We start from the raw sequence: 14,694 nt of genomic DNA, 5'->3' as shown, positions 1-14,694 counted from the left end.
CCGAGCAGTAGTCGGGCACAGCGCCACCACGACGTACCGGACCGCCGGGCCTGAACGGCCTGAGCCCGCGGCTCGGTTCTGAACGACCTAAAGCGACATCCTGCCTCCTCGGGAGGCGGGCAAGCCCTGTGCGCCTCGCGTTCAGGCCAGACGCTTCACCAGAGACGGTTGCGCACCATGAAAGTCCAAGCCCTGCCCGCCGACGACAACACCTGTGGCTGGTACCACACCAGTACCCCGCGCACGCCCCGGCCCAGCCATCGCGGTCATAGCGAGGCGCCCTGGGTGGTGGTCGGCGCCGGGTTCACCGGGCTCGCCGCCGCACGGCAACTGGCGCTGAATTTCCCGGATGACGAGGTGATCTTGGTGGAAGCCCAGGAGGTCGGCCTGGGGCCGGCCGGGCGCAATGCCGGCTTCGCCATCGACCTGCCCCATGACATCGGCGCCGAGGACTACATCGGCGACATCCGCATCGCCCGCACCGTGCTCAAGCTGAACCTGAGCGGCCAGGCCTATCTGCGCCAGCAGGTGGAGCGCTACGGCATCGATTGCCAACTCAAGGCCTGCGGCAAGTATCAGGCCGCTGTCGAGGAACGCGGCCTGGCGGTCCTCGACGCCTACCGCCGCGGCCTGGACAAGCTCGACCAGCCCTATCAGATGATCGAACGCGAGACCCTGCCCGAGCACCTGGGCACGGACTTCTATCAGCGGGCGCTCTATACCCCTGGCGCGGTGCTGATCCAGCCCAGCGCCCTGGTCAAGGGTTTGGCCGAGAATCTACCGGCCAATGTCACGCTCTTCGAGCGCACGCCGATCCTGGACGTGGACTACGGTTCGCGCCCCGAGCTGCGGCATGCCGCTGGCCGTATCACCGCCGGCAAACTGGTGCTGGCCAACAATTCCTTCGGCCAGCACTTCGGCTTCCTGCAGGGGCGCATGCTGCCGATCTTCACCTACGGCAGTCTCACGCGGCCGTTGACGCCCGACGAGCAGGCGCTGCTGGGCGGCAGGCCCTATTGGGGCGCCATCCCCGCCGACCCGTTCGGCACCACGGTGCGCCGTACCCCCGATCAGCGCCTGCTGATCCGCAACAGCTTCAGCTTCAACCCCGACGGGCGCAGCAATCCCAAGCATCTGCAGCGAGTGCTGCAGCGGCACCAGGCCTCCTTCGCCCGCCGCTTCCCGATGCTGCCGCAGGTGACCTTCGACTACACCTGGGGCGGCGCCCTGGCCATGACCCGCAACCACAACGGCTTCTTCGGCCAGCTGGCGCCCAACGTCTATGGCGCCCTGGGCTGCAATGGCCTGGGCGTCACCCGCGGCACCGCCACCGGCAAGCTGCTGGCCGACTGGCTGGCCGGCGAACGCGACGAACTCATCGATTTCCTGCTCGCCGCGCCCGGCCCCAACGCCAACCCGCCGCAGCCGTTCCTCTCGGCCGGCGTCAATTTCAACCTCTTGTGGGGACAGTACCGGGCCGGCTGCGAAAGCTGACGGCCGCGCCCTCCCCGCTGACATCCGTGCAACCTCTGGAGGCTCCACCATGAACTTCGACGGCATCTACACCCCGGCCATCACCCCGCTCAAGGCGGACGGCGCCATCGACCAGGCCGGCTTCGCCCAGGTCCTGGAATACCTGATCGAAGCCAAGGTGCACGGCATCGTGGTCGGTGGCTCCACCGGCGAGTACTACGCCCACAGCGGCGAAGAGCGCCTGGCGTTGATCGCCCAGGCCTGCGACGTGATCGGCGGGCGCCTGCCGCTGGTGATCGGTACCGGCGCCATCCGTACCGAGGATTCGGTGGTGTTCGCCCAAGCCGCGCGTGAGCACGGCGCCGACGCCATCCTGGTCGGCACCCCGCCCTATGCCCTGCCGACCCAGCAGGAGATCGCCGAACACGTGCTGACGGTGGATCGCGCCGCCGACCTGCCGATCATGCTCTACAACTATCCGGGGCGGATGAACGTGGCCATGGGCGAGGACTTCTTCACCGCCATCGCCGGCTGCCGCAACGTCCAGTCGATCAAGGAAAGCAGCGGCGACATGGCCGCCCTGCACCGCCATGCGGTCAAGCGTCCGGACCTGCAGCTCTCCTGCGGCTGGGACGACCAGGCCCTGGAATTCTTCGCCTGGGGCGCGCGCAGCTGGGTCTGCGCCGGCTCCAACTTCGTGCCGCGCGAGCACGTGGCGCTCTACGAGGCCTGCGTGCTGGAGCAGGACTTCGCCAAGGGGCGCCGGATCATGGCGGCCATGCTGCCGCTGATGGATTACCTCGAAGGCGGCAAGTTCGTGCAGTCGATCAAGTACGGCTGCGAACTGGCCGGCCTGCCCAACGGCGGCGTCCGCGCGCCGCTCAAGGGCATGAGCGAAGCCGAACAGGCCGAACTGGCGCAGGTGATCGCCGCGCTGAAGAACAACGTCGCCCGTATCGTCCAAGGAGCCTGACCATGACCGATCTCTTGAGCAAAGCCGCCTACGCCGACCTCGCCGCCACCGTCGAGCTACGCACCCAGGCCTTCATCGATGGCGCCTTCGTCGCCGCCCAGAGCGGTCAGACCTTCGTCACCAGCAACCCCGCCACCGGGGTCGAGCTGGCGCGGGTGGCGGCCTGTGGCGCCGCCGACGTCGATCTTGCCGTGGCTGCCGCCAAGACCGCCTTCGAGGACGGTCGCTGGAGCGGTCTGCCCCCCTCCGCGCGCAAGGTCGTGCTGCAGAAATTCGCTGCGCTGCTGGAAGAACATGCCCATGAACTGGCGGTGGTGGAGAGTCTCGACAGCGGCAAGCCGGTGCGCGAGTGCCAGACCATCGATGTGCCCGAGACCATCAACACCCTGCGCTGGCACGCCGAGCTGATCGACAAGATCTACGACGCCACCGCCCCCACCGGGGCCGGTGCCCTGGCCATGGTGGTCCGCGAGCCCATCGGGGTGGTGGGCCTGGTGCTGCCCTGGAACTTCCCGTTGCTGATGCTGGCCTGGAAGATCGGCCCGTCGCTGGCCGCCGGCTGCTCCATCGTGGTCAAGCCGGCCATGGAGACCACCCTGAGTGCCCTGCGAGTGGCCGAGCTGGCCCATCAGGCCGGGGTGCCGGCCGGGGTCTTCAACGTGGTGCCCGGCGGTGGCAAGGAAGCCGGCGAGCCCATCGGTCGGCATCCGGACATCGCCGCGGTCAGCTTTACCGGCTCCACCGACACCGGTCGGCTGTTCCTCAAGTACGCCGCCGAATCCAATCTCAAGCGCATCGTCCTGGAACTGGGCGGCAAGAATCCCGCCGTGGTGATGAACGACGTCGAGGATCTCGACCAGGTCGCCCAGCACGTGGTCAACGGCGCCTTCTGGAACATGGGCGAGAACTGCTCGGCCACCTCCCGCCTGATCGTCCATCGCGAGGTCAAGGACGCCCTGCTGGAGCGGATACAGGTGCACCTGCAGGACTGGCAACTCGGCGATCCACTGGATCCGGAGAATCGCCTGGGCTCCCTGGTCAGCAAGGCGCACTTCGACAAGGTGCGTTCCTACCTGGAACACGCCCGCGAGCAGCAGCTCAAGCTGGTGACCGGCGGCGCGACCCGCGACGGCGTCTACGTCGAGCCGACCATCGTCGATGACGTGGACCGTGACAGCCGCCTGTTCCGCGAGGAGATCTTCGGCCCGGTACTGAGCGTGACCCCCTTCGACGACATCGACGAAGCCCTGGAGCTGGCCAACGACACCGCCTACGGGCTGGCCGCCTCGGCCTACACCGGCAACCTGCGCCACGCCATCAAGCTGGCCCGTGGCATCCGTGCCGGCATCGTCACCGTCAACTGCTTCGGCGAGGGCGATGCCTCCACCCCCTTCGGCGGCTACAAGGAGTCGGGCTTCGGCGGGCGCGACAAGTCGCTGTGGGCCCACGACCAGTACACCGAGATCAAGACCATCTGGATCGACGCGTCTTGATCTCGAGCTAAAGACGCTACCCGGTCCGCTGCCGCAGCGTAGCGGACCGTCCTCCCCTGCCTGGCCGCGCTCGACATCAGTACCCTGGCTGACCACGTGGCGACGGTCCGCCGCTCGCTGCGGCGCTGATCTCGCTGGCTAGCGCTTGCCCTGTGCCGCCTACCCGTAGCCAGAACGGACGTGCTGGCTTCCTCGCCCGGCCGCGCACCGACGACCGCCATCCCACCTGGCGCCCTTAGCCTGCTAAGCTTCGCCGCTTTTTTGCCACCTGCCTGTGCAGGTGGCGGCAGGCGGTGGGTGCACCGCCCTGCGCCCCATGACCGTGAATGGCCGCCAGAGCCAACGTCCGGCCCCTTCAACTGCCAGCTGGAAATTCCATGTCCACCGCCTCTCCGAGTCTGCAGCGCCGGCTCAAGCCCCGCCACCTCAACATGATCGCCATCGGCGGCTCCATCGGCACCGGGCTGTTCGTCGCCTCCGGCGCCACCGTGGCCACCGCCGGCCCGGGCGGCGCCCTGGCGGCCTATGCGCTGATCGGCCTGATGGTCTACTTCCTCATGACCAGCCTCGGCGAAATGGCCGCCTACCAGCCGGTGTCGGGCTCCTTCTCCATCTATGGCAGTCGCTTCGTCGAGGATGGCTTCGGCTTCGCCCTGGGCTGGAACTACTGGTACAACTGGGCGGTGACCATCGCCGCCGAACTGGTGGCCGCGCAGCTGGTGATGGGCTTCTGGTTTCCCGAGGTGCCGGGGCTCATCTGGAGCGCGCTGTTCCTCGCACTGATGTTCCTGCTCAATGCGGTGTCGGTACGGGGCTTCGGCGAGAGCGAATTCTGGTTCGCGCTGATCAAGGTGGCCACCGTGGTGGTCTTCATCGGCCTGGGCCTGGCCGCCATTCTCGGCATCTTCAGCGGCATCGAGCCGCCGGGCCTGTCCGTGTTCACCCAGGGCGAGGCGCCCTTCGTCGGCGGCCTGCAGGCCATGGTCGGGGTGGCCATGATCGCCGGCTTTTCCTTCCAGGGCACCGAGCTGATCGGCATCGCCGCCGGTGAATCGGAGAATCCGCGCAAGAATGTACCCATCGCCATCCGCCAGGTGTTCTGGCGCATCCTGATGTTCTATGTGCTGGCGATCTTCGTTATCGGCATGCTGATTCCCTACACCGATCCGCGCCTCTTGCAGAACGATGCCACCGACGTTTCCGTCTCGCCGTTCACCCTGCTGTTCGAGCGCGCCGGCCTGGCCTTCGCCGCCAGCCTGATGAACGCGGTGATCCTCTCGGCGGTGCTCTCCGCCGGCACCTCGGGCATGTACGCCTCGACCCGGATGCTGCACAGCCTGGCCGAACAGGGCAAGGCGCCGCGCCTGTTCGCCCGCGTTTCGCGCAATGGCGTGCCGCGCAATGCCCTGCTGGCCACCACCGCGGTGGGCGCCCTGTGCTTCTTTACCTCGCTGGTGGGCGACAAGGCCCTCTATGGCTGGCTGCTCAACACCTCGGGCATGTGCGGCTTCATCGCCTGGCTGGGCATCGCCGTCTCCCACTATCGCTTCCGCCAGGGCTACCTGGCCCAGGGTCGCCGCCTGGAAGACCTGCCTTACCGCGCCAAGCTGTTCCCCTTCGGGCCGCTGCTGGCCTTCGCCCTCTGCCTGGTGATCACCCTGGGGCAGAACTATGCCGCCCTGTTCGGGCCGCACGGCGTCGACTGGCTGGGCCTGGCCGCCACCTACATCAGCCTGCCGCTGTTTCTCGCCGTCTGGCTGGGCTACCGCTGCAAGCACCGCAGCCGCCTGGTGAAGCTCAAGGACATGGACGTCAGTCCGAGCGGGGACTGAGCGACCGCCAGCGGGACCTGCCGGCTGCGCCCGGTGGGTCCCGTGCTAGCATCCCGGATCTTTCCGATCGACTCGCCAGCGCTGCCATGGGCACCACCCTCGCCTCCCAACTGATTCCCGACATCCTCACCTACATCGCCTCGCACCAGCTGGCGGTCGGCACCCGGCTGCCCGAGCGCGCCCTGGCCGAGCGGCTGCGGGTGTCGCGCTCGCCGGTGCGCAGCGCCCTGCAGCAGATGGCCGACCAGTCCCTGCTGGCGCGCCATCCCGAAGGCGGCTTCGCCGTGGCCGCCGCGGCCCTGGACGCCACGCCCCAGGCGCGCGAAGAGGTGTCCGCCAGCGAACGCCTGTACCTGACCATCGCCCGCGACCGAATCGAGGGCGAATTGCCGCTGAAGGTCACGGAAAACGAGCTGATCCGCCGCTACCAGGTCACCCGTGGGCAACTGGCCGATATCCTCAGGCGCATCGTCCAGGAAGGCTGGGCCGAGCGCCTGCCAGGCTATGGCTGGAGTTTCGTCGAAGGCCTCACCTCGCCTGACGCCTATGCCCAGAGCTATCGCTTTCGCCTGCTGCTGGAGCCGGCCGGCATCCGTGAAGCCGACTTCACCCTGGATGCCGAAGCCTTGCGGCGCTGCCGCGACGAGCAGGCGCTGCTGGCCGCAGGCCGGGTGTTCGAGGCCTCGCCCGCGGAAATCTTCGACGCCAACACCCGCCTGCACGAGACCATCGCCCGCTGCTCGGGCAATGCCTTCATCCTTGATGCGCTGCGCCGGCTCAATCGCCTGCGCCGCTTGATCGAGTACCAGAAGTCGGTGGATCGCCAGCAGGCCCAGCGCCGCTGCCAGGAACATCTGCAGCTGATCGATCTGCTGCTGGAGGGCCGCCGCGAAGAGGCCGCGACCTTCATGACCCGCCACCTGGGCAACGCGCTGCAGGAAAAGCAGGCCACGGCGGCGCGCTGAGCCTGCGGCGCCCAGGGCCTGCCCGCCAGGGCGCGGGGGCGTTAGACTGGCGGACTTTTCTCCGTTACCCGAGGCCGTCATGCCGATCCGTCACGCCATCGTCCATCTGATCGACAAGAAGCCCGACGGCCAGCCCGCGACCCTGCACGCGCGGGACGCCGAACTGGCCGACTCCCAGGCCATCGAGAATCTGCTGGCCGATCTCAATGACAGCTACAACGCCAAGCCCAACAAGGCCTGGGGCCTGTTCCACGAGGAATCCGGCGCCTATCCCTTGAGCGGCTGGCTCCATGCCTACCTGGAAGGCGAGCAGGACTTCGTCGCCTTCAGTCGCCAGGCGGTGGAGCATCTCAAGGGGCTGATGGAGAGCAGCAACCTTTCCACCGGCGGCCATGTGCTGTTCGCCCAGTACCAGCAGGGCATGACCGACTACCTGAGCATCGCCCTGCTGCACCACAGCGAGGGGGTGACCGTCACCGAGAGCCTGGAAGTCGCCCCGGCCAAGCACCTGGACCTGGGCCAGCTGCACCTGGCGGCGCGCATCAACCTCTCGGAATGGCGCAACAACAAGCAGTCGCGCCAGTACATCTCCTTTATCCGCGGCAAGGGCGGCAAGAAGGTCTCGGACTACTTCCGCGACTTCATCGGTTGCCAGGAAGGCGTCGACGCCAAGGGCGAGACCCGCACCCTGCTCAAGGCCTTCAGCGACTACGTGGAAAGCGAGGACCTGCCCGAAGAAGCCGCCAAGGAAAAGACCGATACCCTGGTGGACTACGCCAGCAGCCAGGCCAAGCGCGGCGAACCCGTGGCCCTGGACGCCCTTTCCGAGCTGATGGACGACCAGGCCCCGCGCGCCTTCTACGACTACATCCGCAACAAGGATTACGGCCTGGCGCCGGAGATCCCGGCGGACAAGCGCACCCTCAATCAATTCCGCCGCTTCACCGGTCGCGCCGAAGGCCTGTCGATCAGCTTCGAAGCGCACCTGCTGGGTTCGCGCATCGAATACGACGAAGGCCAGGATCTGCTGATCATTCGCGAGGTGCCGACCCAGCTCAAGGACCAGCTCAAGCGGCGTAATGACTAGCCTGAGCGCAGCGAGCACGGTCATCCGCGAATGACCGTCGAGCCTCCTGGACACCTGGGGTTGCAAACGCGATCACCGATCGGGCGCCCCCGGCTGGACAGTGGCCGGCCAAAGGGGGCACAAGATGTCCCTTCTTTTCCTTATCTGCCGAAAAAGTCGAAACCATGAGCCAGTACCCCTTCGAACGCCGCATCGTCATCACCCTGCAATCGAACAATGAACTGACGCTCGACGCCGCCCTCGACCAGGCCGTGTCGCGCATCAAGCAGGGTGAGACCCACGGTGGCGACGAAGGCCTGGCCACCGCCTACAGCTTCCATGTGGACACCGTGGCCGAAGGCCCCTCCGGCCCGGTGGACCTGGGCGAATACCTGGGCCGCCCGGCGACCAAGGCCGAGCAGAGCGTGGTGGACGCCGGCGTGGTCCCGCGCTTCCGTCTGGGCCAGACGGTGGCGGTGCAGGTCGGCAATGGCGAACCCAAGCCCAGCAGCATCCAGGAAGTCCGCCTCTTTCCCCAGGTGGAAGGCCCCTGCTGGTTGTACCTGGTGGAAGAACGCGTCCATCGCGACTACCTGCCGGCGAAGAAACTGCGGGCTATCTGAGGTCAGCTTGGTGTTGGGCTTCGCTGCGCTCAGCGCCAACCTACCGCACCGTAGGTTGGGCTGAGACGGCTTCATCGTCGAAGCCCAACAAGCAGGCCCTGCCCAACAGCCCCACTCAACCGAACGCGGCGATCTGCCGATAGAGCGACAGCGCCGGCGCGGCCGTCGTGCCGGTCATCTGGGTGAGGATACTGCCATCCAGTGCGGTGTTTACCCCTGCGCCCTGTTCGTCCACCGGCAGCACCGTCCACTGGGGTGCACCATCGGCACCGGTGCTGACGTTGAAGGTCGGCGCCGACAACTGGGCGGTTTCCTGGGCGGCAGCGGTCGCCACGCCGCCAGGACTCAGGCCGTCGATGAGCTGACTGCTCAACTGATTGGGTTGCCAATTCGGCATGCCGGGATTCAGCGTACCGAGGATACCGGCGTCTTCCGTGGCGGCGGGAGCCCAGTTCCAGGACGCGGCACCCTGATCCTGCGGGGAGAGCCCGGAAAAGGCCACGTTGGCCGCATCAGTGCCACGCTGCGCGCCTTCGAAATAGGCGAGCTGACGCTCAGCCGAAGTGAAGGTGCCGGAATCGTCGCTGGCGATACGCGTCAGGCTGTCGCTGTCCAGGTTGGCGAAAGGATCCTGGGTGGAGGCGTCGGCATAGCGACTGTCGTCATGGTAATAGCTCACCAACAGGTGATTGGCCGCCTGCTTCGCCAACTGGATACGGTCGGCACTAGCATCCTGGGGCAGTTCGCCGAGCACGGCGGCGTCGGTGCCCTGGCTGCGGATCTGCTGCTGGAGGATCTGCATGAAACCGTCGAGATCGCTGTTACCGTTCGACTGGCCCGGTAACAGCCTGGCAATGAGCTGGGCGGCGGGCGACAGGTCCACCGCGACATCGGTGCCGGCTGGGGTTCCCCCCGCGCTGGCGGAGTCGGCGGCGGGTGCGCGCTGATTGCCGGTAGCGCTCGTACTGGCAGGCTGAGTCCCTGCCATTGCCGTCGAAGTCTGGCTGTCGATCGCCCTCATGGTCGTGCCCTCCGGCCGCCCGGGCGGCCTGCCTCAGCGTCCTTATGCCACACCCGTCTTAGGTTTTACTTAAGGTCGGGGCAATGACCAGAGCTAGACGGGAAGGCTGCAGGCGACCGCCCCTAGGCCCGGCGCTCCCAGACCTCGCAGGCATAGGCCGGACGGTCGTCCTCGGCCGCGTGTTCCTGGCGCGAGACAAGCTGCCAGTCGCTCTCCTGCCATGGGGGAAAGAAGACATCGCCTTGCGGCGCCAGGGCGACTCGGGTCAGGTAGAGGCGCTGCGCCTGGGGCAGGGCGTCGGCGAACAGCTGGGCGCCGCCGATCAGCATGATCTCGGCTGCCTGGTGCTCAAGGGCCCAGGCCTCGGCGCGCTCGACCGCAGCGGTCAGCGACGTCCGCACCTCGGCACCTTCGGCCACCAGATCAGTCTGACGGGAGACCACCAGATTCAGCCGACCCGGCAACGGGCGGCCCAGGGAGTCCCAGGTCTTGCGACCCATGACCAGCGGCTTGCCGAGGGTCACGGCCTTGAAATATTTAAGCTCCGCCGGCAGGTGCCAGGGGAGACGATTGTCGATGCCGATGACGCCGTTGTCGGCCACGGCGACGATCAGGCTCAGGGGAAGAGAGGTTTTCATGGTGACAGAGCATAACAGAGGCGTTAACAGCCGGGGCGCCAGGGACTATCCTCGACGTTTTTGCCGCAAGGGCACCGACGCGTGACCGCAACCCCCTCCCCCGTCTTCGAAGACCTCTGGCTGACCGAAGCCCTGCGCCTGACCGAGGAAGACAGCGGCCCGCTGGAAGACGCCGAAGCCAATCGCCAGGCACGGGCGGCCGGCGGCGCCTTCGAGACGCGCCTGGTGACCCGTGCCCGGCTGCTCGGCCAGCGCGATGGCCTGCTGGCCGCGCGACGTCGCTGGCGCCAGGGTGCGGTACTGGCCGCCTGGCTGCTGGGCGTCGTGGCGCTGTTCTGCGGCGCCGGGCTCGCCGCTGGCGCCCTGGGTGACGGCAGTCGCCCGGTCAATGTGTTCTGGGCGCTGGGCAGCCTGCTCGGCCTCCATCTGCTCAGCCTGCTGGTCTGGGCCCTTGGTCTGCTGGGGGGTGGACGGCAACTGGCCTCACCGCTGGCGCGACTCTGGTTGTGGCTCTCCGGCCGCCTGGCGCGGGATGCCCGAGCCCTGCACCTGGGGCCGGCACTGGTCGGTCTGCTGGGCCGCGCGCGGCTGCTGCCATGGGCCCTGGGCGGCCTGGTGCACGGTCTCTGGCTGCTGATCCTCGGCAGTGCCCTGGCGACCCTGCTGGCGCTGCTCTCCGGACGCAGCTATCTGTTCGTCTGGGAGACCACCCTGCTCGGCAGCGACACCTTCGTGCTGCTCACCCAGGTGCTGGGCGCCCTGCCCCAGCTGCTGGGTTTTCCCCTGCCCGACCCGGCCAGCATCGCCGCCAGTGGCGATGCCGCCAGCCCCCTGGCCACGGCGCGCCAGGCCTGGGCCGGCTGGCTGCTGGGCGTGGTGCTGGTCTATGGCCTGCTGCCACGGCTGCTGCTGACCCTGCTCTGCCTGTGGCGCTGGCGGCGCGGGCGCGGGCGCCTGCGGCTGGACGTGGAACGCCCCGGCTATCTGCACCTGCGCGAACGCCTGCTGCCCACCAGCGAACGCCTGGGCGTGAACGACGCCGCCCCCGCGCACCTGCCCCAGCAGGACGCCAGTGGCCTCGCCCGCACCGGCGACGAGGCGCTGCTGGTGGGTCTCGAACTCACCGACCACACCTGGCCGCCACCGCTGCCCGAGGGCGTGCGTGACGCCGGCGTCCTCGACGACGGCCAGGGCCGCCGTCATCTGCTCGAACAGCTGACCCGCTATCCGGCGCGCCGCCTGCTGATCGCCTGCGATCCCCGCCGCTCGCCGGATCGCGGTACCCTGACGCTGTTGGCGGAATTGTCGCGCTGCGCCACCGCGACCCGCGTCTGGCTATTGCCCGCGCCCCTGGGTGGCAAGCTCGATCCGGTTCGCCTGGACGACTGGCGCCAGGCACTGGACGCCCTGCGTCTGGCACACTGCGAGGGCGATCTCGAAGAACTGGCCTGGCTGGAGACGAATCCATGAGCGGCCCCCTGCGCCTGGCGCTGGTCGGCCATACCAATGTCGGCAAGACCTCGCTACTGCGCACCTTGACCCGCGACGTCGACTTCGGCGAGGTCTCCCATCGCCCCAGCACCACGCGCCACGTCGAGGGTGCACGCCTGTCGGTGGATGGCGAGGCGCTGCTGGAGCTCTACGACACGCCCGGCCTGGAAGACGCCATCGCCCTGCGCGACTACCTGGAGCAGCTGGAAAGACCCGGCGAACGCCTGGACGCCGCCACCCTGCTCGACCGTTTTCTCGACAGCGTCGAAGCCCGCCAACGCTTCGAGCAGGAAGCCAAGGTGATCCGCCAGCTGCGCGCCTCCGACGCCGGTCTCTATGTCATCGACGCCCGCGAGCCGGTGCTGGCCAAGTACCGCGACGAACTGGCGGTGCTGGCCGGCTGCGGGCGCCCGCTGGTGCCAGTGCTCAACTTCGTCGCCGCCGACGGCCACCGCGCCGACGACTGGCGCGCCACCCTGGCCCGCCTCGGCCTGCACGCCCTGGTGCGCTTCGACAGCGTCGCGCCACCGGCGGATGGCGAGGCGCGTCTCTACGAAAGCCTGGCGACCCTGCTGGAAAGTGGCCGCCCGGCCTTGCAACGGCTGATCGCCGACCATGCCGAACAGGCCCGCCGTCGCCATCAGCAGGGCGTGCGGCTGATCGCCGAATTGCTGGTGGATGCCGCCGCTGCCCGGCGCAGCGTGGCGCCCGGCGAAGCCGAGGTGAGCAACGCGACCGCCGACTTGCGCGACGCCCTGCGTAGCCGCGAACAACGCTGCGTGGAAGAACTCCTGCGGCTGTTCGGCTTTCGCCCGGGCGATGCCCATGCCAGCGACCTGCCGCTGCTGGACGGCCGCTGGGGCGACGATCTGTTCAATCCGGAAACCCTGCGCCTGCTGGGCATCCGCCTGGGCGGCGGGGTGGCGGCCGGGGCGGCGGCCGGGGTCGGCCTCGACCTGCTCGCCGGCGGCCTGACCCTGGGCGCTGCCACGGTACTGGGCGCTCTGGCTGGCGGCCTGGCACAGACCGGCGGCCACTATGGCCGACGGCTGTTCGGCAAGCTGCGTGGCGGGCGGGAGCTGTCCATCGACGATGCCGTGCTGCGGCTGCTGGCGCTACGGCAGCGTCAGCTATTGGCGGCGCTGGAAACCCGCGGCCACGCCGCCCAGGGCGCCATCGAGGTGGCCGCGCCTGACGAGCAGCGCTGGCGCGAGGGCAAGCTGCCCGCCGCCGTGCAGGTAGCCCGGGCCCACCCGGAATGGTCGGCGCTCAATCCGCGTCCGCGCCTGCAGGCCGACGACCGCCAGACCCGCATCGACGAGATCGCCGCGGCCCTCGACGCCGAGGCCTAGCGGCCTTCCACTTCGGCGAGAAAGATCGCCACGGTGGCCATGCAGGCTTCGCGTTCTTCCACGTGGGGCATGTGGCTGGAATTCTCGAAGATGCGCCAGCGCACGTCCGGGATGAGTCGATCGAAGGGCTCCACGCAGGCCGGCGTCGCTTCGTCATGGCGCCCAGAAATCAGCAGCGTCGGCACCTGGATCCGCGCCAGCCGCTCGATCACGCTCCAATCCCGCAGCCTGCCGATCACATGGAACTCGGTGGGGCCGTTCATGGCGTGATAGACGGTGGGGTCGGCGTCGATGGCGGCGAAGGTGCGCGCCACTTCGGCCGGCAGGGGCTGCACCCGGCAGACATGGCGGGCATAGAAGACCTGGCTGGCGGCGCGGTACTCCGGCGAGTCGGTCGTGCCGGCGGCCTCGTGTCGCGCCAGGGTGGCCTGCACCTCGAGCGGCAATTCGGCCCGCAGCCCAGCCGCCGCCTCGCGCCAGAGCGCCATGGACGCAGGCGAATTGGCGATGATCAGCCCCCGCAGCCCTGCCGGCTGCCGTACCCCATGCTCGGCAGCCAGCATCCCGCCCCAGGATTGGCCGAGCAGCACGTACTGGCCGATACCCAGATGGCGCAGCAGGTTGTTCAGCTCGTCGAGAAACAGCTCCACCGTCCAGAAACCCGGATCGATGCCGCGCAGGTGGGTGGAACGGCCATTGCCCAGCTGGTCGTAATGCACCACCGGCCAGCCGTGCTCGGCCAGGTCCTTGAAGCTGTCGACATAGTCATGGGTGCAACCGGGACCGCCGTGGGCCACCACCAGCGGCAACCGCCCGCTGGCCAGCTCGCCGGTGACCCGGTACCAGGTCTGGTGGCCTTGGAAATCGGCGTAGCCTTCTTGAACCTGCATGGATGCCTTCCTCGTCTGGATGGGAACGGGGTCAGGCTAGCGGGTAGGTGGGCGGGGGATAACTGGGAAAAGTTGTAGGTTTGGGGGGTGGGCTGCGTTGCAGTTGTGATCGACGGCCAGGCTGACTCGCAGCGCTCGATCCCTTCACGCCGGACCGCCCCCTCTCCCGCTTGCGGGGGAGGGTTGGGGTGGGGGGTAGTGCTTTTGCTCAGGCCGCCAAGCTGATTTTAGGAATCTGCTGACGCTCCTTGTTCCGCCTCGCCGGGCGGGTCACTTTTTTCAATTGCCAAAAAAGTAACCAAAAACGCTCGCCCCAACTAGCCGGTCCTGCGCGTTGCGCAGGATGCCCTCACGTCAGCGCCGCTCCAGCGGGCCGGGGCCGAAGGGCCGTCCTGGCCCTTGGCCCCTTTCGCGGCATCCATGCCGCTCACCCGCTTCCTCGGCACTAACGTTCGGCCGGCCAGACGGGGCACTGGGGTGCCAGCTGAAAGTTTAGGGTTATTCAAGCGGTTTTAAGACGTTGGCTAACGCTTGCTACTTGCCATGCCTATTGAATGAAAGGCACGAGGACATTACGTAACACGCCAGGCTAACCAGCTTTTAAAAAGATACTTCCAGCCGGCACCCAAGCGCCCTGTTCAGTAGGCCGAACGCAGCCGCTCTGGAGTTGGGTGAGCGGCAGGGATGCCGCGAAAGGCGTCGAGGGCCAGGACGGCCCTTCGACGGCGGCCCGCCGGAAGAGCGGCGGAGCGAGGGGACCCGGAGTGCAGCGTAGGGCCGGATGACCAGGGCAAGCGTTTTTGGTTACTTTTTTGGCGACTGAAAAAAGTAACCCGCCCGACGGGGGCGGAACAAAAGCTTACCGAGCACACCGTAA

Annotated in this window: 12 protein-coding genes; 9 read left to right on the top strand and 3 right to left on the bottom strand. The window is 68.0% G+C overall.

The window, feature by feature from the left end; genetic code table 11:
• Window positions 1-177: 177 nt before the first annotated feature.
• The 7 genes from V6W80_RS04835 (at window position 178) to V6W80_RS04805 (ending at window position 8,425) form a co-directional block, all read left to right on the top strand.
• A complete protein-coding gene (locus V6W80_RS04835; RefSeq protein ID WP_338546001.1) occupies window positions 178-1,494 on the top strand; it encodes an NAD(P)/FAD-dependent oxidoreductase in 1,317 nt (438 codons plus the stop codon).
• Window positions 1,495-1,543: 49 nt separating this feature from the next.
• The gene (locus tag V6W80_RS04830) at window positions 1,544-2,446 is read left to right on the top strand and encodes a dihydrodipicolinate synthase family protein (protein ID WP_338545999.1); all 903 of its coding nucleotides are present in this window, start codon (window positions 1,544-1,546) and stop codon (window positions 2,444-2,446) included.
• 2 nt (window positions 2,447-2,448) lie between these two features.
• Window positions 2,449-3,939, top strand: a complete 1,491-nt coding sequence (locus tag V6W80_RS04825; protein WP_338545998.1) for an aldehyde dehydrogenase — start codon at window positions 2,449-2,451, stop codon at window positions 3,937-3,939.
• 377 nt (window positions 3,940-4,316) lie between these two features.
• A complete protein-coding gene (locus V6W80_RS04820; RefSeq protein WP_338545997.1) occupies window positions 4,317-5,771 on the top strand; it encodes an amino acid permease in 1,455 nt (484 codons plus the stop codon).
• An 86-nt stretch (window positions 5,772-5,857) separates the two neighbouring features.
• Window positions 5,858-6,736 carry a GntR family transcriptional regulator gene (locus V6W80_RS04815; RefSeq protein WP_338545995.1) on the top strand — a complete coding sequence of 293 codons (879 nt, stop codon included), beginning with the start codon at window positions 5,858-5,860 and terminating at the stop codon, window positions 6,734-6,736.
• A 79-nt stretch (window positions 6,737-6,815) separates the two neighbouring features.
• Complete coding sequence (yejK, locus tag V6W80_RS04810; RefSeq protein ID WP_338545994.1) at window positions 6,816-7,823, top strand: nucleoid-associated protein YejK; 1,008 nt, start codon at window positions 6,816-6,818, stop codon at window positions 7,821-7,823.
• 164 nt (window positions 7,824-7,987) lie between these two features.
• A complete protein-coding gene (locus tag V6W80_RS04805; RefSeq protein WP_017640942.1) occupies window positions 7,988-8,425 on the top strand; it encodes a hypothetical protein in 438 nt (145 codons plus the stop codon).
• 115 nt (window positions 8,426-8,540) lie between these two features.
• On the opposite strand, the gene V6W80_RS04800 is transcribed toward V6W80_RS04805, so the two are convergent.
• A complete protein-coding gene (locus tag V6W80_RS04800) occupies window positions 8,541-9,446 on the bottom strand; it encodes a hypothetical protein (RefSeq protein WP_338545992.1) in 906 nt (301 codons plus the stop codon).
• Between the two features lie 122 nt (window positions 9,447-9,568).
• Window positions 9,569-10,084: a dihydrofolate reductase gene (locus V6W80_RS04795; RefSeq protein WP_338545991.1), complete on the bottom strand. Its 516-nt coding sequence runs from the start codon at window positions 10,082-10,084 to the stop codon at window positions 9,569-9,571.
• An 81-nt stretch (window positions 10,085-10,165) separates the two neighbouring features.
• On the opposite strand from V6W80_RS04795, the gene V6W80_RS04790 reads away from it, so the two are divergent.
• Together V6W80_RS04790 and V6W80_RS04785 are read left to right on the top strand one after the other, a co-directional pair.
• Window positions 10,166-11,554 carry a DUF2868 domain-containing protein gene (locus tag V6W80_RS04790; RefSeq protein WP_338545990.1) on the top strand — a complete coding sequence of 463 codons (1,389 nt, stop codon included), beginning with the start codon at window positions 10,166-10,168 and terminating at the stop codon, window positions 11,552-11,554.
• Window positions 11,551-12,927 (top strand): GTPase/DUF3482 domain-containing protein, encoded by a 1,377-nt coding sequence (locus V6W80_RS04785; protein ID WP_184291781.1) that lies wholly within the window; start codon window positions 11,551-11,553, stop codon window positions 12,925-12,927. Before V6W80_RS04790 ends, V6W80_RS04785 begins: the two co-directional genes overlap by 4 nt.
• Here the strand turns inward: V6W80_RS04785 and V6W80_RS04780 are convergent.
• Window positions 12,924-13,817 carry a proline iminopeptidase-family hydrolase gene (locus tag V6W80_RS04780; protein WP_338545988.1) on the bottom strand — a complete coding sequence of 298 codons (894 nt, stop codon included), beginning with the start codon at window positions 13,815-13,817 and terminating at the stop codon, window positions 12,924-12,926. The two genes, V6W80_RS04785 and V6W80_RS04780, sit on opposite strands and share 4 nt — an antisense overlap.
• Window positions 13,818-14,694 lie beyond the last annotated feature (877 nt).

The sequence above is a fragment of the Pseudomonas benzopyrenica genome, assembly GCF_036884265.1.
Classification (GTDB): Bacteria; Pseudomonadota; Gammaproteobacteria; order Pseudomonadales; family Pseudomonadaceae; genus Chryseomonas; species Chryseomonas benzopyrenica.
The sequence above is the reverse complement of the archived record's forward strand: the minus strand, read 5'-3'. Positions and strand labels throughout refer to the sequence as shown.

Bases quoted from the DNA above. Each gene is read 5' to 3' on its own strand.
- V6W80_RS04780 (WP_338545988.1), bottom strand. From the start codon at position 13,817: ATGCAGGTTCAAGAAGGCTACGCCGATTTCCAAGGCCACCAGACCTGG.
- V6W80_RS04820 (WP_338545997.1), top strand. From the start codon at position 4,317: ATGTCCACCGCCTCTCCGAGTCTGCAGCGCCGGCTCAAGCCCCGCCAC.
- yejK (WP_338545994.1), top strand. From the start codon at position 6,816: ATGCCGATCCGTCACGCCATCGTCCATCTGATCGACAAGAAGCCCGAC.
- V6W80_RS04785 (WP_184291781.1), top strand. From the start codon at position 11,551: ATGAGCGGCCCCCTGCGCCTGGCGCTGGTCGGCCATACCAATGTCGGC.
- V6W80_RS04835 (WP_338546001.1), top strand. From the start codon at position 178: ATGAAAGTCCAAGCCCTGCCCGCCGACGACAACACCTGTGGCTGGTAC.
- V6W80_RS04795 (WP_338545991.1), bottom strand. From the start codon at position 10,084: ATGAAAACCTCTCTTCCCCTGAGCCTGATCGTCGCCGTGGCCGACAAC.
- V6W80_RS04815 (WP_338545995.1), top strand. From the start codon at position 5,858: ATGGGCACCACCCTCGCCTCCCAACTGATTCCCGACATCCTCACCTAC.
- V6W80_RS04800 (WP_338545992.1), bottom strand. From the start codon at position 9,446: ATGAGGGCGATCGACAGCCAGACTTCGACGGCAATGGCAGGGACTCAG.
- V6W80_RS04830 (WP_338545999.1), top strand. From the start codon at position 1,544: ATGAACTTCGACGGCATCTACACCCCGGCCATCACCCCGCTCAAGGCG.
- V6W80_RS04805 (WP_017640942.1), top strand. From the start codon at position 7,988: ATGAGCCAGTACCCCTTCGAACGCCGCATCGTCATCACCCTGCAATCG.
- V6W80_RS04825 (WP_338545998.1), top strand. From the start codon at position 2,449: ATGACCGATCTCTTGAGCAAAGCCGCCTACGCCGACCTCGCCGCCACC.